An 18,704-nucleotide genomic window follows, 5' to 3' on the forward strand; every position below is an offset into this window, starting at 1 on the left:
CCTCATGCGTCGTTAGAGCCCTTGGCATGGCCCAGAAAGGCTCTAACGACACACCAGATGCCTGGCGGGGCGCTAACTTCGCCTGAGATGCGAGAGCCGCTGGTGGGGCCGCGGCTACGCGACGGAGGCGGCGTCGTCGGCGGTGAAGATGCTGCGACTGCGAGCCCCGAGCGTCGTTAGAACCCTCGTGCGCACCTCATGCGTCGTTAGAGCTTCTGGCAGCCCTCGAAAAGGTTCTGCCGACGCACCAGATGCCTGGCGGGGCGCTAACTTCGCCTGAGATGCTGGGGGCCTGCCGCACGCCAATGTAGGAATGGCTCTACCGGCGCATCACGTGGAATGGGAGGTTCTAACGAGCCATGAGCAGAGTTGCCCGCTTGATCTTGGAACCGCTGCGCGTCGATCACGCCGTAGAAATGGTCGACGTACTCGGAGATTCGGCGCTGTACGAGTTCACGGGTGGTGAGCCGCCGACACTCGAGGCACTCTCCGCGCGGCACGTGTCCCAGATCAGGGGAGTTTCATCAGACGGCACCGAAGAATGGCGAAACTGGATCGTGCGATCAGCGGCAACTTCCGAAACGATCGGCTACGTGCAGGCCACCATCCGGAGTGAACCCCGTTCAGCGGATCTTGCCTGGGTGATCGGCACCCGCTGGTGGGGGCGCGGCTACGCGACGGAGGCGGCGTCGTCGGCGGTGGAATTGCTGCGGGAAGACGACGTCGCCCACTTCACCGCCCATATTTCCCCTGGCCATGACGCGTCAGAACGGGTGGCGCAGAAATTAGGCCTGCATCCCACCGCACAACTGGTCGATGGCGAGGTCGTCTGGGCAATGCACGACCCCACTGACGTCTGAACGCCCCGCAAAGACGCACCTCAAGGGTCGTTAGGACCCTCGCGTACATCTCATGTGCCGTTAGAACCCCTGGCAAAGCCTAAGAAGGTTCTAACGGCGCACCAAGTGCGCAGCAGGTTCCTACGCCACATGAGGCGCGCGACCTTCCGTGCGGCACAGTATTTACATGCATTCGCAACGACCAACGACGCCGCCCCGGCACCTTCACGCGGAAGGTGCCGGGGCGGCGTCGTACTGGCTGCGCAGCTTACGGAAGCTGCGGCATGGAGATGTCTGCCATGCGTGCGAGCACGCGCACCACCTGGCAGGAGTAGCCGAACTCGTTGTCGTACCAGACGTACAGCACGAGCGAGTTGTTGTTGACGATGGTGGCCAGGCCGTCCACCACGCCGGCGCGGCGGGAGCCGACCAAGTCGGTGGAGACGACGTCCGGGGAGTCCACGTAGTCGATCTGCTTGCGCATCGCGGAGTTCAAGGAGATGTCCTTGAGGAACTCGTTGACCTCGTCAGCGGACTCGGGTGCCTTGTCCAACTGCAGGTTGAGGATGGCCATGGAGACGTCCGGGGTTGGCACGCGGATGGCGTTGCCGGTGAGCTTGCCCTTCATCTCCGGCAGAGCTTGGCCACAGCCTTGGCGGCACCGGTTTCGGTGATGACCATGTTCAGCGCTGCGGAGCGGCCGCGGCGGTCGCCCTTGTGCCAGTTGTCGATGAGGTTCTGGTCGTTGGTGTACGAGTGAACGGTCTCGACGTGACCCTGCTTGATGCCGTACTGGTCGTTGAGGACCTTGACGACCGGGGTGATGGCGTTGGTCGTGCAGGACGCTGCGGAGAGGATCTTGTCCTCGGGCAGGATGTCCTTGTCGTTGACGCCGCACACGATGTTCTTGAGGTCGCCCTTGCCGGGAGCGGTCAGCAGGACCTTGGCAACACCCTTGGACTGCAGGTGCTGGGAGAGTCCCTCTTCGTCGCGCCAAGCACCGGTGTTGTCGACCACCAGGCGTTGTCGATGCCGTACTCGGTGTAGTCCACCTCGGCCGGGGAGCCGGCGTAGATGAACTGGATGTCCACACCGTTGGCGGTGATGATGTTCTTGTCTTCGTCCACGGTGATGGTGCCGTCGAAGGAACCGTGCACGGAGTCACGGCGCAGTAGAGAAGCGCGCTTGACCAGGTCGTTGCCCGGCTTCTTGCGAACCACCACGGCGCGCAGGTTCAGGCCGGTGCCGTCGTTGCGGTTGATGAGGATGCGAGCCAGCAGACGTCCGATGCGGCCAAAGCCGTAGAGCACCACGTCCTGGGACTCGGGCTCGTTCTCGCCCTGGTGATCGACCACGGATGCGAGCTGTTCACGCAGGTACGCCTCGAGGTCGTTGCTACCGGATTCCTTGTAGCCCTGTGCCAGCTTGGCCACGTCGATGTTGCAGGTACCCAGCTTGAGCTTGGTGAGCGCTTCGACGATCTCCAGGGTGTCCTTGAGCGGCAGCTCTTCGCCCAGGATGCGGCGGGTGAAGCGGTGCGCCTTGATGATTTCGGTAACGGACTTGTGAACCAGCGACCGGCCGAACACGGTGGTGACCACCTTGTTCTCGCGGTGCAAACGGCCCACCAGGGGGACCAGTGCTTCAGCAAGTGCTTCTCGATCGGACCAGGTGGTGCTCATCAGCATCCTTCTTCCTCGACCCGGACTTCGTCGTGAGGGCCGTGTTGTGCCGCGCTTCGTTGTGCGGTCTAGCGTGATGGCGCCGCACAGAGATTGAGGCGGCTCGTCGTAGGCCAGTGTACGTGGCTCGCGCACCCCTCGCGCGCGTATCTCATTAGGTGACGACGCCGCTCCGGCACCGTATTCTTGTCGGTCGCCTTTGCTAACGTGGTGCCATGTTGACGGTGATCGGTGAAGCTCTCGTGGATGTGGTCTCGCGTGACGGTGAAGCACCCCGCGCGCACGTGGGCGGAAGCCCCATGAATGTGGCCGTGGGTCTCGCCCGCTTGGACCAAGAAGTGCAGTTCCTGGGCCGTTACGGTCAGGACGAATACGGCGAACAAGTGGCCGCTCACCTGCGGGATAACAAGGTGAGCCTGCCGTTCAACCCGGACACCAAACCCACCTCGGTCGCCCAGGCCACGCTCGATCAGAGCGGCGCGGCAACCTATGACTTCCAGCTGGATTGGTCCTTGGATGTGTCCGACGATCAGATCGATCAGCTGCTCAGTGAGACCGGCCTGCTGCACGTGGGCTCCATCGGCGCCATGCTCGAACCCGGCGCCACCATGGTCCGCAAGGCCGTGGAACGTGCCCATGATCACGCCCTGATTTCTTATGATCCCAACTGTCGGCCGACCATCATTCCGGACTCCTCGGATGCTCGGGCCCGTGCGGAGGCCATCGTGGCGTCCGCGGACATTGTGAAGGCCTCTGACGAGGACCTGTTGTGGCTCTATCCGAACCGTTCCATCGAGGACAGCGCCCGGGCCTGGTTGCAGGCGGGTGCACGCTTGGTGGTCGTGACCCGCGGCGCCTTGGGACCGTGGGCCGTCAGTCGTGGCACGGGTCGCGAAGGTGTGGACACCCCCGCAGCTCGGGTCGATGTGGTGGACACCGTGGGTGCGGGTGACTCGTTCATGGCCGCTCTGATCTCCACCCTGACCGACCGTGGCCTCACGGGATCCGATGCTCGCAGTGGCTTGGATGCGCTCAGCAAGGACGAGGTGCTCGAGATCCTGCGCTACGCCGCGACCGCCGCCGGTGTGACGGTTTCCCGGTCCGGTGCGGACCTACCCACCAAGGCAGACCTGCCCGCGAACTGACGCGAACCCCTGGCCCGAAGGCGAGTGGCAACCGCGGCGAGATGACGTCGTAAACCCGGCCGAGCGCCGTCGGCAACGAATTGTCCGTAAGTACGAACTGTTCAACGAAAGGAACACCGATGCTTGACCGCGAACCTTACGCAGAACTGCCCGAACTTCCCACGTTCACTCTGACCTCCACGGATGTGGCCGAGGGCGAGACCATGCCCAACGCGCAGGTCTCCGGCATCATGGGCGCCGGCGGCGAGGACATCTCCCCGCAACTGTCCTGGTCCGGCGCACCGGAGGGCACCAAGTCCTACGTGGTGACCATGTACGACCCGGATGCACCCACCCCCAGCGGCTTCTGGCACTGGTGCGTGTCCAACATCCCGGCGTCGGTCACGGAACTGGCCACCGGGGCGGCGTCGAACCCGCCGGAAGGTGCTGTGAAGCACCGCAACGACGGCGGCACCGATGAGTTCCTGGGCGCGGCCCCGCCCGAGGGGCACGGAGCGCACCGCTACATCCTGTGCGTGACCGCCGTGGACGTGGACGAACTGGACGTGGACGAGAACGCCAGCCCGGCCGTGGTGAACTTCAACCTGTTCTTCCACGGGATTGCCCGTGCGTTCCTGACCCCCGTGTACGAAGCCAAGTAACGCTCCAGTGACGCGCGGTGGAATCGAGGAGCCCCAACCAGTCCGAATGATCGCGAGCGATCTGGACGGGACAGTTCTGGGACCCGATTTTCGATTTCGTCCGCGCACCGTTGAAGCCATTACCGCCGCTCGGGACGCCGGGATTCACGTGGTTTTCGTGACCGGGCGTCCCAAGCGGTGGTTGCACCCGCTCCACGAACAACTCGAGGACGTGGGAGTAGTGATCTGCTCCAACGGGGCGGTGGTCTACGACCTGCAGACCGAGCGCATCATCGAGACCAGCCTGTTCGACGTGGGCGAGGCGTTCGGCATCATGGGGGAGATCAGCGAGCGTTTCCCCAAGACGTTGTACGCCGCGGAGACCCTGGACCGTGTCTTCACGGATCCAGGCTGGTCCCGCAGCGACCGCATGGAAATTTTCCCGGTGGAAGAGGCACCCATCAAGGACTGCCTGCCCCACGCGCCGGTGTGGTGAAACTGCTGGCCAAACTGGACGGCGCCGTGCCCAATGAATACTTCGAACACGTGCGTGACCTGGTGGACGGCCGGTTGGCGGTGACCCATTCGGTGGCTGCGGCGCCGCTCGTCGAAATCGGCCAGCGGGGGCTGACCAAAGCGCGCACCCTGGAGCGTTTCGCGGCGGAGCATGGCATCGCGAGTGAGCAGGTGATGGCCTTCGGGGACATGCCCAACGACCTGGAAATGCTCACCTGGGCGGGCCGCGGTTACGCCATGGCGGACGGTCACCCGGGCGTGGTCACGGCAGTGGGTCGCACGGCCCCACCGTTCGATGAGGACGGCGTGGCGCAGGTGATTGAGAACTACTTGAACAACGCCTGACCCTTAATGCCCTAACGGCAAGTTACTGTTTAGTACATGTCGATTGAACCCCAGGTCGCAGCACTAGCCCATCGTGGATTCTCGCTGGACGGACACGAGAACACGCTTCGAGCGTTTCGTGCTGCCGCGGACCTTGGATTCGTGTGGGTCGAGACGGACGTGAACACCACATCGGACGGCGTGGTCCTGGCATTCCACGACCCCACGCTGGATCGCGTGACCAATACCTCCGGGGACATCAGCGATGTTCCGTGGTCCGATCTGGATGATGTGCGCATCGGCGGCACCGAGCCGCTCTCGACCTTGGGCGAGCTGCTGCGGGCATTGCCCGAGCAGCACTTCAACATCGATGTGAAGGACGAATCGTCCGTCGAGGCTCTTCCTCAGGTAATCGCGGACGAAGGCGCTGTGGACCGCGTGCGGGTCACCTCGTTCTCCGAGAATCGCCGACGCCGCGCACTCGCCTCGATCGAGCGTCTCACCGGGAAGCGGCCGCTCACCTCGGCGGGCACTGTGGGGGCTGCGGGTCTCACGATCCTGTCCAAAATCGCGCGAGTGACGGACAGGACCTCACCCAAGATCGCGACCGTCATTTGGTCCGCAATGACCAAGCTGTGGGCCTCCAAGGTCGCCGAGTTCGACACCGTTCAGCTGCCGGTGACTTACGATCTGAGCCTGCCGGGCGGCTTCAAGCTTCCCGTGTCGGTGGTCAACCAGAAGTTCGTAGAGGTTGCACACCGGCTGGGTATCGCCGTGCACGTGTGGACCATCAACGACGCCCCCGAAATGCGACGCTTGCTGGACCTGGGCGTGGACGGGCTCGTGACCGATCGTGGGGACATCCTGGCTCAGGTGTTGGCGGACCGCGGGCAGTGGCCGCCACGATCCGCGTCATCTCGCGTGTGAGCTTTGACTCACACCCCGCATCTTTCTAATGTCATAGGTACGCGAAACACGCGGCGTACTGATCCGTGAGCTCGACTCCGGCCTGCGCCGTCCACAATCGAACGGAGGCGGAGATGCACAAGATCCACTCCGCCCGCGGCCCGGTTCGTCAACCGGTGGGCTTCGTCCGTTCACGCTGGATCGGCTGTCTCAGCAAGATCCCGTAGCTGCTTTCCCTTTCCCACTGGTGTGCCCTCTGAGCGCACCACGGCACGCTCTTTTATCTGGAGAGCGCTCGCCAGGAGTCTCACAACGACGTGTCTCAACAGCGAGGAAATATGAGCGCAGAACCCTATCCACATCGCTCTTCGGTCCCCACCGGAGAATTGCGAAATGAGCGTGGCTCGGCCGCGCGGCGTCGGGCGTTGTCCCGGCGCGGATTCCTGGGAGTGGGTGCGACCGCCGCGGTGTTCGCCCTGGCCGGTTGCGGAAACAACACGGAGCAGGCCTTCTCGGGAACCGCGGCTACAGGAGCGCCGGAGTCCGGTGGCATTCTGCGAGTTGGACTGGCGGGCGGTGGAGCCGCAGACATCGTGGATGCACACATTCCCGTGACCACGCCGGACGGCGGTCGTGTGATCAACCTCTACGACCGGCTCTACGAGTTCGACCAGAACTACGAACCCGTGCCGGCCCTCGCGGTCAGCGCCGAGCCCGTGGACGGTGGTCGAGCCTGGGTCTTCAAGTTGCGCGACGACGTGACTTTCCATGACGGGCGGCCGATGACCGCAGCAGACGTGGTTTTTTCCTACGACCGAGTGACCGATCCAGACGACCCCAAGTCGGGTGCATCCGGTTTGGCAAGTCTGGAAAAGACCGTGGCCGTGGACGATCACACCGTGCGCTTCGAATTGTCCGAACCGGACGCCGCGTTCATCTACTCCACGGCGGAGTACGCGGTGGGCATTGTGCCCCCGGATTACGACCCCGCAAACCCGATCGGTACCGGGCCTTTCACCCTGGGCCAGTTCGAACCCGGTCAGATCACGGTGCTCAAGAAGAATCCGAATTACTGGGGCGGCGCACCCATTCTGGACGAAGTTCACATGATGAACTTCAACGACGAGGACGCGATGGTCAACGCTCTGCTCTCCTCCCAGGTGGATGCGGTGGGCCAGCTCCCCATGGCACTCGTGGACGTGGTGGGAACGGACCCGCGTATCTTCACCGAGATGTCCGAAACCGGTGGTTGGTTGCCGTTCACCATGCGCGTGGACGTGGAGCCATTCAACGACCCCCGAGTGCGCGAGGCGTTCAAGCTCGTGGTCGACCGAGAACAAATGGTGGAGCAGGTGTTCTCCGGTCACGGCAACGTGGGTAACGACATGTATGCCCCGTTTGACCCTGGAACACCGGAGCTACCGCAGCGCACTCGGGATATCGAGAAGGCCAAGCAGTTGTTGGCCGATGCCGGGTACGCGAACGGGTTGGACGTGGAACTGGTCACGGCGCCCATCCAGGCCGGAGCCGTGGAATCCGCTCAAGTCTTCGCGGAGCAGGCCTCGGAAGCTGGGATCAACGTGAGCCTGCGCCGCGTGGACACCACCACCTTCTTCGGTGATGGCTACCTGCAGTACCCGTTCGCCCAAGATTTCTGGCTGACTCGCAACTTCTTGCCCCAGACGGCCAACGGCACGCTTGCGGGCTCTCCGTTCAACGAGACGCACTGGCGGATCCGGAATTCATCGACTTGTACAACAAGGCCCGCGCCACCCTGGACGATGACGAGCGCAATGAGCTGATCGGTCAGCTACAGGAAATGCTCTACGAAGACGGTGGCTACATCGTGTGGGGGTTCTTCAACCAGGCCGATGCGTACCAGAACTACGTGGGGGGAACCATGACCTACCGGACGGGTATGCCGGCGAGCGGTTTCCAATTCCGGCATCTCTGGATCGCGCAGGAAAGCGAGTAACCCGTGGGAAAAATGATTCTCAAACGCCTGGGCATCTCGATCTTCGTGCTGCTCGCGGTGTCCATCGTTGTGTTCGTTTTCACTCTTCTGCTGCCCGGTGATCCGGCGCAGGCAATCCTCGGCCAGCAGGCCACTCCGGAACGCCTCGCGGCACTGCGCGAACAACTCAATCTCAACGATCCCTGGTACGAGCGCTACTTCACGTGGCTGGGTGGCCTGTTGGTCGGTGACCTGGGAACCTCGGCGGCAACCGGCGGTTCGGTCAACGAGCTGCTGGGCCAGAAGGTCTCCGCGTCCGTACTGCTCATGATCATCGCCGCGGTCATCTCCATTCCCGTGGGCATCCTGCTCGGCACCTGGTCGGCCATGCGCCGCGGTCGCACGACCGACCACACCCTGACCGGCATCTCGCTGGTGTTGGCGGCGTTGCCCGAGTTCGTGATCGGTATTGCCCTGACCACGCTGCTGTCCACCACGGTGTTCCAGCTTTTGCCCTCCGTGACCATGGCGGCGCCGGGAACGCGCGTGTGGGATTACCCGTTGCAGCTGGTGCTTCCCACCCTGACTCTGGTGCTCGTGGTGGTTCCGTACATGATTCGCATGACCCGAACCACCATGCTGGACGTGCTCGATTCCGGCTACGTGGAGATGGCCCGACTCAAGGGTGTCCCCGAACGCCAAGTGATCATGAAACACGCGCTGCCTCACGCGATCGGACCGGTCGCGCAGGTCGTGGCCATGCAGTTGGCCTGGTTGGCCGGCGGCATTGTGGTGGTCGAGTTCCTCTTCCGCTATCCCGGTCTGGGCCAGGCCATGGTGGACGCGGTGCAGATCCGTGACGTTCAGGTGGTTCAAGCACTGTCCATGATCATTGCCGCGTTCTACGTGGTCGTGAACCTCATTGCTGATGTGATCGGCATCCTGGCCAATCCCAAGCTGCGGACGGAGTCCTCCAAATGAGCGCGCAGAACCATCAACCGGTGACACCGGAAACTCCGGTCACCCAGCCCGCAGCAAGTTTTGAACCTGCGGAGTCCCGCGGGGACGCCCGTCCTGTTTCCTTCTTCCGCCGGTTCCTGTCCCAACCCGAGGCCAAGTTCGGCCTGGTGCTGACCGGCCTGGTGTTGTTGGTGGCCATCGCGGGTCCGTTCGTGGTTCCCGCGTGGACCGGTTACGGTCCTACCTCGTACGCGGGCAAACCGTTCCAGTACGACATCTTCGGCACGGACAATCTGGGCCGTGACGTACTCTCCCGGTTTCTTGAGGGCGGCTGGCGACTGCTGCTGTACTCGGCCCTGGCCACAGTGTTGGGCGTTGGGCTCGGCACCGTTCTCGGCATGCTCGCGGCGTTCCGCGGCGGCTGGATGGACTCGGCCATTATGCGCACCGGTGACGTGCTGCTGGCCATCCCGCAGCTGGTCTTCGCAATGCTCGCCATTACCGTGCTGGGCCCGCAGGCTGGGTGCTCGTGGTGGTCATCGGCATCACCCACGCACCGCGCGTGGCCCGCGTGATTCGCTCGGCCACCTCCGGTGTGGTCGCGGAGGACTACGTACTGGCCTCGCAAATGTACGCCGTGCCCCAGTGGAAGATTCTGGGCCGGGACGTGGTCCCCAACATCATGGGCCCTCTCATGGTGGAGATGGGCTTGCGCATGACGTATTCGATCGGCGCCGTCGCCTCGCTGTCGTTCCTGGGATTGGGCATGCAGCCGCCCACCGCGGACTGGGGCCTGATGATCAACGAGAACCGCATTGCGCTTTCGCTCCAGCCATGGGGCGTGATCCTGCCGGTGATCGCGATCGCCATTCTTACCGTGGGCACCAACCTCATTGCCGACGCCGTGTCCGGCGCCTCAGCGGGCCGCACCACCGGTTCCGCGCGAAAGGACAAGTAAATGGTCAGCACAACTACCGTTCCCAAGGCCACGGTGGCCACGGCCATTTCCGTGCGCGACCTGTCCCTGGGTGTTCAAGGCGGGGACCTGATCCTCAAGACGTCGATTTCGACCTCACGCCCGGGCGCATTCTGGCCCTGGTGGGTGAGTCCGGTTCTGGTAAGACCACTGCCGCGCTGGCATGCATGAACCATTTGCGCACCGGATTGGAACTGCGCGGTGGCTCCGTCCAGTTGCACGAAGGTGCGTCGCGGTTCTTCAACCAGAACATGGACCTGCTGACGCTGTCTGAGAAGCAGGTGCGTAAGCTGCGCGGCGGCACCATTGCGTACGTTCCTCAGGATCCCGCGCTCTCGCTCAATGGTGCGTTGCGCGTGGGGGAGCAGATCCACGAGGTGCTGCGCATCCACGAGTTCGGACGCAATGGTAGGGAACGCGAGGCTCGCGTGGCCGAGGTGCTCGAAGAAGTGGGCCTGCCCAGCACCAAGAAGTACCAGCGGCGCTACCCGCACCAACTTTCGGGCGGTCAGCAGCAACGCATCGGCATTGCGATGGCCTTCGCGTGCCGCCCCGCCGTGATCATCCTGGATGAGCCGACCACCGGTTTGGACGTGGCCACCCAGGACCTGGTCCTCAAGACCGTGTACCAGTTGACTACCAAGCACGATGTCGCCGGCCTCTACATCACTCACGACCTCGCCGTGGTCGCCCAGGTCGCCAACGACGTGGCGGTCATGCTCCGCGGCGAGATAGTGGAACGCGGTCCCGCCGAGAAGGTTCTTTACGATCCTGATCACGACTACACCAAGACACTTCTGGCCGCGGTGCCCGACCTCCAGGGTGAACGCGCCATGGGCGGCGGGCCTGCGGTGAGCCCCAGTGCCAAGTGCGTGCGCCCTGGGACAACAGCCATGACGACGACGTCCCGGTCGCCAATAGCGGTCAGGTCGCAGATAGCGCGCGCGGCGCGAACGATGGCCGGGACAACGCTCGCGGTGTCGGCCAGCACGACGCCGCCCAGTCGGCTCACGGAGCATCCTCCGGTGCCACCGCGGTCGCGGCCGAACCCGCGCGATCTGACGAGGCATCGCGCGGTGGTGAGCGGGCGGCGTCGTCAACCGGCGATACGGCCCAGGTACATGACCGAGCGGCGTCGCCGACCGAAACGAAACCTGCCAATGAACCGTTGGTCGCCGTACGCGACCTGCGGCTGGCGTACGGACCGGCGGTGATTCTGGACGGCATCAATCTGGACCTGGTCGAGGGCCAGACCACCATGCTCTTGGGTGAATCCGGTTCGGGTAAGACCACGCTCTCGCGCAGCATTGCCGGCCTCAACGCCGCGTACACGGGCGAGGTGCTGCTGGAAGGCAACGTGCTCGCGAACGGAACGCGCAAGCGCAGCAACGAGGACCGCCGCCGGATTCAGTACATTTTCCAGTCGCCGTTCTCATCGCTGAACCCGCGTCGCAGCATTGGTGACTCGCTCGAAGTGCCGCTGGAAATGAGCGGCGGAATGTCCCGGAAGCAGCGGCGCGCCGCCGTGGCCGACGCGCTGGATGCGGTGCGGCTGGGGCGCAGCTACATCAACCGCAGGCCCGGTGAACTCTCCGGTGGTGAGCGGCAACGTGCGGCGGTGGCGCGAGCGCTGGTGAATGCGCCCTCGGTGCTGGTGTGTGATGAGATCACCTCCGCGCTGGACGTGTCCGTGCAGGCCTCGGTGATCGAACTGCTGCGCGAGCTGCAACGCGAACGCGGGCTGGCCATGTTGTTCGTGACCCACAACATCGCGCTCGCGCGGCATGTGTCCCATAAACTCGCGGTGTTGGAAAAGGGCCGACTGGTTGATTACGGGCCCACGGACCACGTGCTGCGTAACCCGCAGCATGACTACACCAAGTCGCTGTTGAAGCACGTACCCACGCTGTAGCGCGAGGGGGAAGGAATCGTCACCGAATGACCGCCGGAAGTGCACAGGAACTGATCGCCGAAACCCATCTGCCCGGGAGCACAGGGCGGGTGATCCGTGAGATCTTCGAGCAGCATTTGGGGCAATCGTGCGGTGGCATGTCCTTCAGCGTGTACCGCGACGGGGAGCCGCTAGTGCGTCTGCACGGCGGTTCGCAGGAGCGGCGTTCGTCTCCTGATGATCAGGCGGAGACGCCGTGGACCGACGAGACCCTGGCCGTCATGTTCTCCGGGACCAAGGGCATGGTGGCCACGCTGGCGGCCATGCTCGTGGACGATGGCGCCCTGGACGTTCACGCTCCCGTGGCCGAGTACTGGCCGGAGTTTGCCGCAGCGGGCAAGGAGAACGTGACCGTCGCGCAGGTGCTCGATCACACCGTGGGGCTGATCTACACGGACCCGGATCCCACGGACAGCTTCTACAGCCTGACCGCTCATTCCGAGATCCTGGCGCAGCAAAAGCCGGTGTGGGAGCCGGGTTCCAAGGTCGCCTATCACGCGGTGACGTTCGGATACCTGGTGGAGGCCATCATGCTGCGCACCACCGGCAAGCGGGCCGGACAGCTGCTGGCCGAACGAATCGTGAAACCCAACGATCTGGATCTGTACCTGGGACTGCCGGAAGCTCTGGAGCCGCGCGTGCACCCGTGTTCCGCGCGCCCGGCTACGCGATCAGTACCTTCCTGAAGGACCCGGAACGGCGGGCCATCGTGGACCGGATGTACGGCGATGCGCTGATGGGGGAGGAGCTTCCCGCCAACTCGCCGGCATTCCACGCGGCGGGCTTGGCTTCCGGCGGCGCGATCGGCGGAGCGGATTCGATTGCCCGCGCGTACTCGCTCGTGGAGTCCGGATCGTTGGTGTCCGCGGAGACCCGTCAACTGTTCACCCGGACGTGGTCCGAGGGGCTTGATGCGGTCAACGACCGGCCCCTGCGTTTCGGGCTGGGCTACGAGCTGCAGGATCCCATCAGCACTTACGGCCCCGTTGAGCGGGCCTACGGGCACTCCGGCGCGGGCGGTTGTTTGCACGGCGCGTGGCCGGACTACGGGATCGGCTTCTCGTTCCACACCAACGAGATGCTTGCGGAAAACGTGGACCGCCGCGCCAAGGACCTGTTAGGCGCACTGCGTAAAGCATTGGAATCCTGAATTCTCCAAGGCCTGCCTCGATAGGGTAGTGACCATGACCACATCTCAGGAGAATTTTGTCCGGGCAGAAATCGTGGGCGGCACCGGAGTGCTCACGCTCACGCGCGAAAAGGCGCTCAACGCGCTGAGCCGTTCCATGTACCACCAGATCGCCGGAGCCCTTCAGGATTGGGCCAAGGATCCGGCCATCACGCAGGTGGTTATGCAGTCCACGCTCCCCAAGGCGCTGTGCGCCGGCGGTGACATCAAGGAAGTCCGCGAGGCAGCCCTGGATGGCCGCTCGGACGAGGTGGAGGACACCTTCGGCACTGAGTACGCGATGGACAACCTGATCGCCGAGTACCCCAAGCCGTACGTGGCCATGATGAACGGCATCGTAATGGGCGGCGGCATGGGCATCTCGGTGCACGGCTCGCACCGTATCGTCTCCGAAACCACTCTGATGGCCATGCCCGAAACCGCAATCGGTTTCTTCACGGACATCGGAGCCAGTCACTTCTTGCCGCGCGTCTCCCGCGAAACCGCCGACGGCACTCGCGAGACGTCGCTGGAATTCGGCCGGTACCTGGGATTGTCCGGTGCTCGCTTCAACGGTGCGGACGCCATTGCCTGGGCCTGGCGGACACCTATATTTCCTCGTCCGAGGCCGAGGCTTTCGTGGAGCTGACCATTTCCGACGGCGTGGACGCCGCCGTTGCCAAGTTCGGTCAGGAACCGCCGGCATCCGAGATCATCACCAAGTGGGATGAGGTTCAGGAGACCTACGGCGGCGACTCGCTCGAGGCGATTATCGAACGCGCCGGCAGCGACCTGGACGGCATGAGCCCCACCTCGCTGGTTCGTGTCTTCGAGCTGCTCAATGCGGGAGCCAAGGACGATAGCGTCCGGTCCTGCCTGGAACGCGAACTCAGCATGGCCACGGTTGCCGCGCAGTCCAAGGAGTTCTTGGAGGGCGTGCGCGCCATGGTGGTCGACAAGGACAAGAACCCGCAGTGGTCCCCGGCCACCGTGGCAGAGGTGGACGCGGACGAAGTTCGCCGGGTCGTGGAGCGCAAGATCGAGCTGCCGTTCTGAGCACGTCCTCGTCTTCTCCGGCTGAGCCGGGAGTGAGCATTCGGACCGAGCAGCTACAGATTCCGGTCATCGGGGATACCTCGGTGGCCGGGACGCTGTGGTTGCCTCATGGTGACCCTTTGGCGGTGCTAACCATTCATCCGGCCACCGCCACCCCCGAGCGTTTCTACCGTGGTCTGGCGGAGTACTTTGCCGCTCGAGGCTACGCGGTGGCGACCTATGACTTCCGTGGAACGGGCCGCTCCGGCAAGCCCAAGGATCATCCCAAGCTGCGCATGCGCGACTGGATGATGCAGGACGTGCCGGCGGTGGCTGCGTGGGTCCGTCAGCGCTTTGAGGACCTGCCGCAGGTTGCCATCGGTCACAGCGTGGGTACCCATGCGCTCGCCCTCGATTACGGCACCGAGGGTCTCTCCGGTTTCGTAACGATTTCCTCCCACGCCGGGGTCACCAGCACCGTGCGAGGCACCGGCGAACGACGCCGCGTGGCTGCTGTTCTCCACGTGGCCGGTCCGGTGCTGTGCCGGGTGTTCGGGTACATGCCGGGGCGTCGAGCCGGGCTCGGGGAGGATATGCCTCCGGCGCCATGCTCGAGTGGGGGAAGTGGGCGCGGAAACCGCATTACTTCTTCGATGACCCGACGATGGATGCTGTCTCGCGGGCCGCTCAGGTTTCTGTTCCCGTGCTTGCCGTGGGTGCCTCCGACGACCCCTGGGCCACCCCGGAGCAGATCGAAGAAATCACCGATCGGCTCACCGGCACCACCGTGGAGCGCCGGACCTTCACCCCGGGCGAGCTGGGCGTCACCTCGCTGGGACACCACGGTCTGGTGCGCCGCTCGACCGGGCGCAATGCGTGGCCCGCGTTGGAGAGGTGGCTGAGCGGCGTCGTTGAGCGCGGCGCGAGAAGTTAGCTCAGAGGCGACAGTCTCTTGGACCCGGTTCGCGTCTCGATAGCGCTCTAGAATTCTGTGTAGAAAAATGTGTATATTTGGGACATGAGTACTTTGTCGATTTCCGATGCCTCGCGTGCCGGCGTATCTGCTTTAGTGTCGTCAGCTGAACAAGGCCACGACGTCGCTTTGGCGCGGCACGGCAGAGTCGTGGCAGAAGTGGTCTCTGCAGACGAGATGGACGAGCTTCGACGAGATCGGGATACTCTCCGCGATGCTGCGTTGGTCATGGCTCGCTTCGCCACGGATTCAGGAGTTAGAACGGACCTGGATCAGGCTATGAAGGCTTTTGGCTTTACTCGCGAAGAACTCGAAGCAGAGCTGGCTGCTGAAATCGGTTCAACACGGTCGTGAATCTTCCAGATTCACACTGCGTGGTACGGCTGACAGAAGACGCAGTCAGTGATCTATTCCGCTTGAAGAAGAAGGATCCATCTATCCTTCGTGCACTCTTCAAGAAGATGCTCCTGCTGGAGCGCTCGCCACTGGCAGGGGAACCTCTACTTGGCGCTTTGGTGGGTTTTCGAAACTTGTAGTCGGTGATCGGCACTACAGGATTGTGTGGCGAGTCAAGGAAGAGCCCGGAGGACCAACGGTTCTCGAAATTTCGGAAGTTTGGGCGGTAGGAGTCCGCTCGGATTCCGAGGTCTACGAAGAAATGAAGGGCCGGATCGCCAAACTTCGTTCTAACGGCGGGCCAGAGATAAAGCCCCTGGCGGACGTCATTAGTGGGATGGGGCGACTTTTCCAGGACATCTCGGTGAATGAGGAACCCCCACCGCCCAGTTCATTGCCTGAGTGGCTCAGGCGCGCACTCAGTGAAGAACTGAACCTGAGTGCCGAGGAGATTGAAGAGTTGTCTGAATCTGAAGCCAAGCAACTCATCATGGCTAAATGGAGCGACCAGGGGTCCTAAGTCCGAGGGCTAGAAGTGGGGGCTTGTTCACCATGGTGAGCAAGCCCTTCTTCAACTGATTTAGCCCAACGGCGACGGCGTCTTGGACGTGTCCGGGGTCAGCGGGTCGGAGCCCACGGAACCGCGCACGCGGGCGATGAACGCCATGAGGTGGTAGACCACCAGGGTCGCGGCGGTGCCCAGGGCGATGCCCGCGAAGTCCAGGCCGAACACGGACCATGTGTAGTCGGCAATGCCCACGATCATGGCGACGGCCGCCGTGGTGAGGTTGACCGGGTTGGAGAAGTCCACGCGGTTCTGGACCCAGATGCGCACGCCCAGCATGCCGATCATGCCGTACAGCACCGTGGCCGCGCCGCCCAGCACGCCCTGGGGGACGGTGGCCACGGCCGCGCCGAATACGGGCATGATGCTCAGCAGGATCGCGACGATCGCGGCAACCCAGTAGCAGCGGTGGAGTAGACGCGGGTGGCGGCCATGACGCCGATGTTCTCCGCGTACGTGGTGGTACCGGAACCGCCGCCGGAGCCGGCGATGATGGTGGCCAGGCCGTCGGCCATGATGGCGCGGCCGGCGTAGGGGTCAAGGTCGTCGCCGGTCATGAGGGCCACGGACTTCACGTGTCCGATGTTCTCCGCAACCAGCACTAGGATCACGGGGATGAAGAGCCCGGCCAGGCTCAGGTGGAACTCGGGGGTGTGGAACTCGGGGAGTCCGAACAGGCCCTGTTCCTGCCACGCGGCGTTGATGGCGGTGAAATCGACCTCGCCGCGGACCACGGCGGTGATGTAGCCGATGGCCACGCCCAACAGGATGGACAGGCGGCCGATCAGACCGCGAAACAGCACGGAGATCAGGATGATGGAGCCAGGGTCACCATGGCGGTGACCGGGGCTTCCATGAAGTTCGCCTTGGCCGAGGGTGCCAGATTGAAGCCGATCAGCGCCACGATGGTGCCCGTGACCAGCGGCGGCATCAGTTTCTGCAACCACCCGGTGCCGGCCAGCTGCACGATCACGCCGATGATCGCCAACGCGATGCCTGCCATGACCACGCCGCCGAGCGCGCCTCCGGGGCCGTACTGGTTCATGGCCGCGGAGATCGGGGCGATGAACGCGAACGACGAGCCCAGGTATGAGGGCACACGTCCCGCGGTCAGGATCAGGAACAGGATGGTTCCGATGCCCGAGAAGAACAGCGTGGTCGCAGGCGGAAACCCGGTCAGCAGTGGCACCAGGAACGTCGCGCCAAACATGGCCACCACGTGCTGGGCGCCGATCGAGATCGTTCGGGGCCACACGAGCCGCTCGCGCGGGGTGACGACGTCGCCGGGGGCCACGGTGCGTCCGTCCCCGTGGAGGCGCCAGCCCAACCCGAGGCGTTCTGCGAGACCGGGGGCAGCGGCGTCGTTAGTGGGGGGGAGTGGACGGTGACGAACTCATGAAGGCTCCTAGACAGCGGCGCGTGGCGTCTGACGGGCGGCCGGGAAATGAGTACCGCCCGCCAAATTCTAATCCGGGGCGACCGGTACCCTGGACACGTGCAACCCGCAGAGCTCAGTTCTTCCACGCAGGACTACCTGAAGACCATTTGGCAGTTGGGCGAGTGGTCGCCGGACAAGGTCACCACCACAACCCTGGCCGCACGCATGGGGCTAGCGGCCTCTACGGTCTCCGAGGCCCTGAAGAAACTCACTGCGCAGGGCATGGTGACGCGCCCGTCCTACGGAGTGGTCGAGCTGACCGACGAGGGCCGCTCGGTGGCGGTGACCATGGTGCGCCGACATCGGCTGCTGGAGACGTTCCTGACCACCAAGCTCGGGTACGCGTGGGACGAGGTGCACGATGAGGCCGAAGTGCTCGAGCACGCCGTCTCGGAGAAGTTCTTGGACCGGATCGATGCGCTGCTGGGGCATCCGTCCGCGGATCCGCACGGGGATGTGATTCCTTCGCCGAGCGGGGTGATCGCCGCGCCCACCGCCGTTCAGCTGGTCGATGTGCTGAAGTCGGTGGCCGTTGACGTGGTGCGGGTGTCCGATGATGACCCAGCGACCTGCGCTATCTGGCCGGTGTTGGGGTGGTGCCGGGTACTCGGTTGCGGGTGCTGCCCGATTCGGGGTCACCGGGGATGGTTGCGGTGTCGGTGGTTGGGACTGCGGCCGCTGTTATTGCCGCGGGCGCGCATGGCCGTGTTGCGGGGGGCGGGGACGGTGCTGGTGATGTTCCCGCTGCTGCGCCCACCCTTGCCGATCCGCAGTCCGTGGTCAGCATGGGCGTTCTCGCTGCTGAAGCGGTGTGGGTGACGCGGGTTTAGTGCTTAGCGCCGAGATCTGAGTCAGCTTTAAGCCACCGCCAAATCTGAGGCACGAAAAAGCCACCTGGACCGCGTCCAAGTGGCTTTTTGATGACTGAGAGTTTGCGTGTCAGCGCGCGATCCGCACGAGCCGGTGTGGGAGCGATAGCCCCGACATCCCAGTTATCAAAAGTGCATTTTTGGGCCGCTCACGTGCACTTTTTCGGACTGGAATGTTTATCGCTCAGAAGTCCCTGCTGGTGGCCGCATCGCTGCCGGGGTTGATCTTCTTGAGGTGCGTCCGGCGGGCCAAACGGATCACTGGGCGGACGAGCATCAACAGACTTCCCACAACGAACAGCCACGTGGCGATGGTCATTGTCGCCTCAGAGAAGAACAAGAACGAGCCGATTACGAAGATCACACCGGGGACTGCTGCACGGTTAG

General features: G+C 63.8%; 19 protein-coding genes and 5 pseudogenes. 21 read left to right on the forward strand and 3 right to left on the reverse strand.

Annotated elements, in window-relative coordinates:
• The first annotated feature begins 359 nt into the window (after window positions 1-359).
• Window positions 360-860, forward strand: a complete 501-nt coding sequence (locus YO9_RS0109430) for a GNAT family N-acetyltransferase (RefSeq protein WP_031273006.1) — start codon at window positions 360-362, stop codon at window positions 858-860.
• Between the two features lie 247 nt (window positions 861-1,107).
• On the opposite strand, the pseudogene YO9_RS0109435 reads toward YO9_RS0109430, so the two are convergent.
• A pseudogene (locus YO9_RS0109435) lies at window positions 1,108-2,521 on the reverse strand (glyceraldehyde-3-phosphate dehydrogenase).
• A 215-nt stretch (window positions 2,522-2,736) separates the two neighbouring features.
• Between YO9_RS0109435 and YO9_RS0109440 the strand changes: the two are divergent.
• The 19 genes and pseudogenes from YO9_RS0109440 to YO9_RS0109505 all read left to right on the forward strand — a co-directional run bounded on the left by YO9_RS0109440 (window position 2,737) and on the right by YO9_RS0109505 (window position 15,965).
• Window positions 2,737-3,666, forward strand: a complete 930-nt coding sequence (locus YO9_RS0109440) for a carbohydrate kinase family protein (RefSeq protein WP_016997251.1) — start codon at window positions 2,737-2,739, stop codon at window positions 3,664-3,666.
• A gap of 119 nt (window positions 3,667-3,785) precedes the next feature.
• Window positions 3,786-4,307 carry a YbhB/YbcL family Raf kinase inhibitor-like protein gene (locus YO9_RS0109445; RefSeq protein ID WP_016997252.1) on the forward strand — a complete coding sequence of 174 codons (522 nt, stop codon included), beginning with the start codon at window positions 3,786-3,788 and terminating at the stop codon, window positions 4,305-4,307.
• 46 nt (window positions 4,308-4,353) lie between these two features.
• Window positions 4,354-4,782, forward strand: a complete 429-nt coding sequence (locus YO9_RS17800) for an HAD family hydrolase (RefSeq protein WP_223286350.1) — start codon at window positions 4,354-4,356, stop codon at window positions 4,780-4,782.
• The gene (locus tag YO9_RS17805; RefSeq protein ID WP_262925645.1) at window positions 4,776-5,147 is read left to right on the forward strand and encodes an HAD family hydrolase; all 372 of its coding nucleotides are present in this window, start codon (window positions 4,776-4,778) and stop codon (window positions 5,145-5,147) included. Before YO9_RS17800 ends, YO9_RS17805 begins: the two co-directional genes overlap by 7 nt.
• Before the next feature lie 36 nt (window positions 5,148-5,183).
• Window positions 5,184-6,053, forward strand: coding sequence for a glycerophosphodiester phosphodiesterase family protein (locus tag YO9_RS0109455; protein WP_016997253.1), 870 nt, complete (start codon window positions 5,184-5,186; stop codon window positions 6,051-6,053).
• 317 nt (window positions 6,054-6,370) lie between these two features.
• Window positions 6,371-7,834 (forward strand): ABC transporter substrate-binding protein, encoded by a 1,464-nt coding sequence (locus YO9_RS0109465; RefSeq protein WP_223286351.1) that lies wholly within the window; start codon window positions 6,371-6,373, stop codon window positions 7,832-7,834.
• Window positions 7,783-8,007 carry a hypothetical protein gene (locus YO9_RS17810; protein ID WP_223286352.1) on the forward strand — a complete coding sequence of 75 codons (225 nt, stop codon included), beginning with the start codon at window positions 7,783-7,785 and terminating at the stop codon, window positions 8,005-8,007. The genes YO9_RS0109465 and YO9_RS17810 overlap by 52 nt, the downstream gene beginning before the upstream one ends.
• Window positions 8,008-8,010: 3 nt before the next feature.
• A complete protein-coding gene (locus YO9_RS0109470; protein WP_223286353.1) occupies window positions 8,011-8,967 on the forward strand; it encodes an ABC transporter permease in 957 nt (318 codons plus the stop codon).
• Window positions 8,964-9,521 (forward strand): ABC transporter permease, encoded by a 558-nt coding sequence (locus YO9_RS21540; protein WP_396350739.1) that lies wholly within the window; start codon window positions 8,964-8,966, stop codon window positions 9,519-9,521. Before YO9_RS0109470 ends, YO9_RS21540 begins: the two co-directional genes overlap by 4 nt.
• A complete protein-coding gene (locus tag YO9_RS21545) occupies window positions 9,476-9,904 on the forward strand; it encodes an ABC transporter permease (protein WP_396350740.1) in 429 nt (142 codons plus the stop codon). The genes YO9_RS21540 and YO9_RS21545 overlap by 46 nt, the downstream gene beginning before the upstream one ends.
• Window positions 9,905-10,093: a hypothetical protein gene (locus YO9_RS21915; RefSeq protein WP_016997256.1), complete on the forward strand. Its 189-nt coding sequence runs from the start codon at window positions 9,905-9,907 to the stop codon at window positions 10,091-10,093.
• Window positions 10,045-11,136, forward strand: coding sequence for an ABC transporter ATP-binding protein (locus tag YO9_RS21920; RefSeq protein WP_472973943.1), 1,092 nt, complete (start codon window positions 10,045-10,047; stop codon window positions 11,134-11,136). Before YO9_RS21915 ends, YO9_RS21920 begins: the two co-directional genes overlap by 49 nt.
• The gene (locus tag YO9_RS21925; protein ID WP_472973944.1) at window positions 11,091-11,834 is read left to right on the forward strand and encodes an ABC transporter ATP-binding protein; all 744 of its coding nucleotides are present in this window, start codon (window positions 11,091-11,093) and stop codon (window positions 11,832-11,834) included. The genes YO9_RS21920 and YO9_RS21925 overlap by 46 nt, the downstream gene beginning before the upstream one ends.
• A 137-nt stretch (window positions 11,835-11,971) precedes the next feature.
• Window positions 11,972-13,023 (forward strand): annotated as a pseudogene (locus YO9_RS21550) (serine hydrolase domain-containing protein).
• Window positions 13,024-13,159: 136 nt separating this feature from the next.
• Window positions 13,160-14,097 (forward strand): annotated as a pseudogene (locus tag YO9_RS0109495) (enoyl-CoA hydratase/isomerase family protein).
• Between the two features lie 125 nt (window positions 14,098-14,222).
• Window positions 14,223-14,474, forward strand: a pseudogene (locus YO9_RS19945) (alpha/beta fold hydrolase); the annotation flags it as partial.
• 209 nt (window positions 14,475-14,683) lie between these two features.
• Window positions 14,684-15,010, forward strand: coding sequence for a hypothetical protein (locus tag YO9_RS19950; RefSeq protein WP_016997259.1), 327 nt, complete (start codon window positions 14,684-14,686; stop codon window positions 15,008-15,010).
• A gap of 84 nt (window positions 15,011-15,094) precedes the next feature.
• Window positions 15,095-15,403 carry a type II toxin-antitoxin system Phd/YefM family antitoxin gene (locus YO9_RS17830; protein ID WP_095797671.1) on the forward strand — a complete coding sequence of 103 codons (309 nt, stop codon included), beginning with the start codon at window positions 15,095-15,097 and terminating at the stop codon, window positions 15,401-15,403.
• 304 nt (window positions 15,404-15,707) lie between these two features.
• Window positions 15,708-15,965: a hypothetical protein gene (locus tag YO9_RS0109505; RefSeq protein ID WP_016997260.1), complete on the forward strand. Its 258-nt coding sequence runs from the start codon at window positions 15,708-15,710 to the stop codon at window positions 15,963-15,965.
• A gap of 60 nt (window positions 15,966-16,025) precedes the next feature.
• Here the strand turns inward: YO9_RS0109505 and YO9_RS0109510 are convergent.
• Window positions 16,026-17,337, reverse strand: a pseudogene (locus tag YO9_RS0109510) (uracil-xanthine permease family protein).
• Window positions 17,338-17,505: 168 nt separating this feature from the next.
• Here YO9_RS0109510 and YO9_RS19955 point away from each other — a divergent pair.
• Window positions 17,506-18,267 (forward strand): metal-dependent transcriptional regulator, encoded by a 762-nt coding sequence (locus YO9_RS19955; RefSeq protein ID WP_262925646.1) that lies wholly within the window; start codon window positions 17,506-17,508, stop codon window positions 18,265-18,267.
• A gap of 234 nt (window positions 18,268-18,501) precedes the next feature.
• Here the strand turns inward: YO9_RS19955 and YO9_RS17840 are convergent.
• Window positions 18,502-18,704: YrhK family protein (locus YO9_RS17840; RefSeq protein ID WP_016997261.1), on the reverse strand; the 203-nt coding region annotated here is incomplete at its 5' end.

It is taken from the genome of Kocuria atrinae C3-8, assembly GCF_000286355.1.
Taxonomy (GTDB): Bacteria; Actinomycetota; Actinomycetes; order Actinomycetales; family Micrococcaceae; genus Kocuria; species Kocuria atrinae_A.

Bases quoted from the DNA above. Each gene is read 5' to 3' on its own strand.
- YO9_RS0109430 (WP_031273006.1), top strand. From the start codon at position 360: ATGAGCAGAGTTGCCCGCTTGATCTTGGAACCGCTGCGCGTCGATCAC.
- YO9_RS0109440 (WP_016997251.1), top strand. From the start codon at position 2,737: ATGTTGACGGTGATCGGTGAAGCTCTCGTGGATGTGGTCTCGCGTGAC.
- YO9_RS0109445 (WP_016997252.1), top strand. From the start codon at position 3,786: ATGCTTGACCGCGAACCTTACGCAGAACTGCCCGAACTTCCCACGTTC.
- YO9_RS17800 (WP_223286350.1), top strand. From the start codon at position 4,354: ATGATCGCGAGCGATCTGGACGGGACAGTTCTGGGACCCGATTTTCGA.
- YO9_RS0109455 (WP_016997253.1), top strand. From the start codon at position 5,184: ATGTCGATTGAACCCCAGGTCGCAGCACTAGCCCATCGTGGATTCTCG.
- YO9_RS0109465 (WP_223286351.1), top strand. From the start codon at position 6,371: ATGAGCGCAGAACCCTATCCACATCGCTCTTCGGTCCCCACCGGAGAA.
- YO9_RS21540 (WP_396350739.1), top strand. From the start codon at position 8,964: ATGAGCGCGCAGAACCATCAACCGGTGACACCGGAAACTCCGGTCACC.
- YO9_RS21915 (WP_016997256.1), top strand. From the start codon at position 9,905: ATGGTCAGCACAACTACCGTTCCCAAGGCCACGGTGGCCACGGCCATT.
- YO9_RS19950 (WP_016997259.1), top strand. From the start codon at position 14,684: ATGCTCGAGTGGGGGAAGTGGGCGCGGAAACCGCATTACTTCTTCGAT.
- YO9_RS17830 (WP_095797671.1), top strand. From the start codon at position 15,095: ATGAGTACTTTGTCGATTTCCGATGCCTCGCGTGCCGGCGTATCTGCT.
- YO9_RS0109505 (WP_016997260.1), top strand. From the start codon at position 15,708: ATGAAGGGCCGGATCGCCAAACTTCGTTCTAACGGCGGGCCAGAGATA.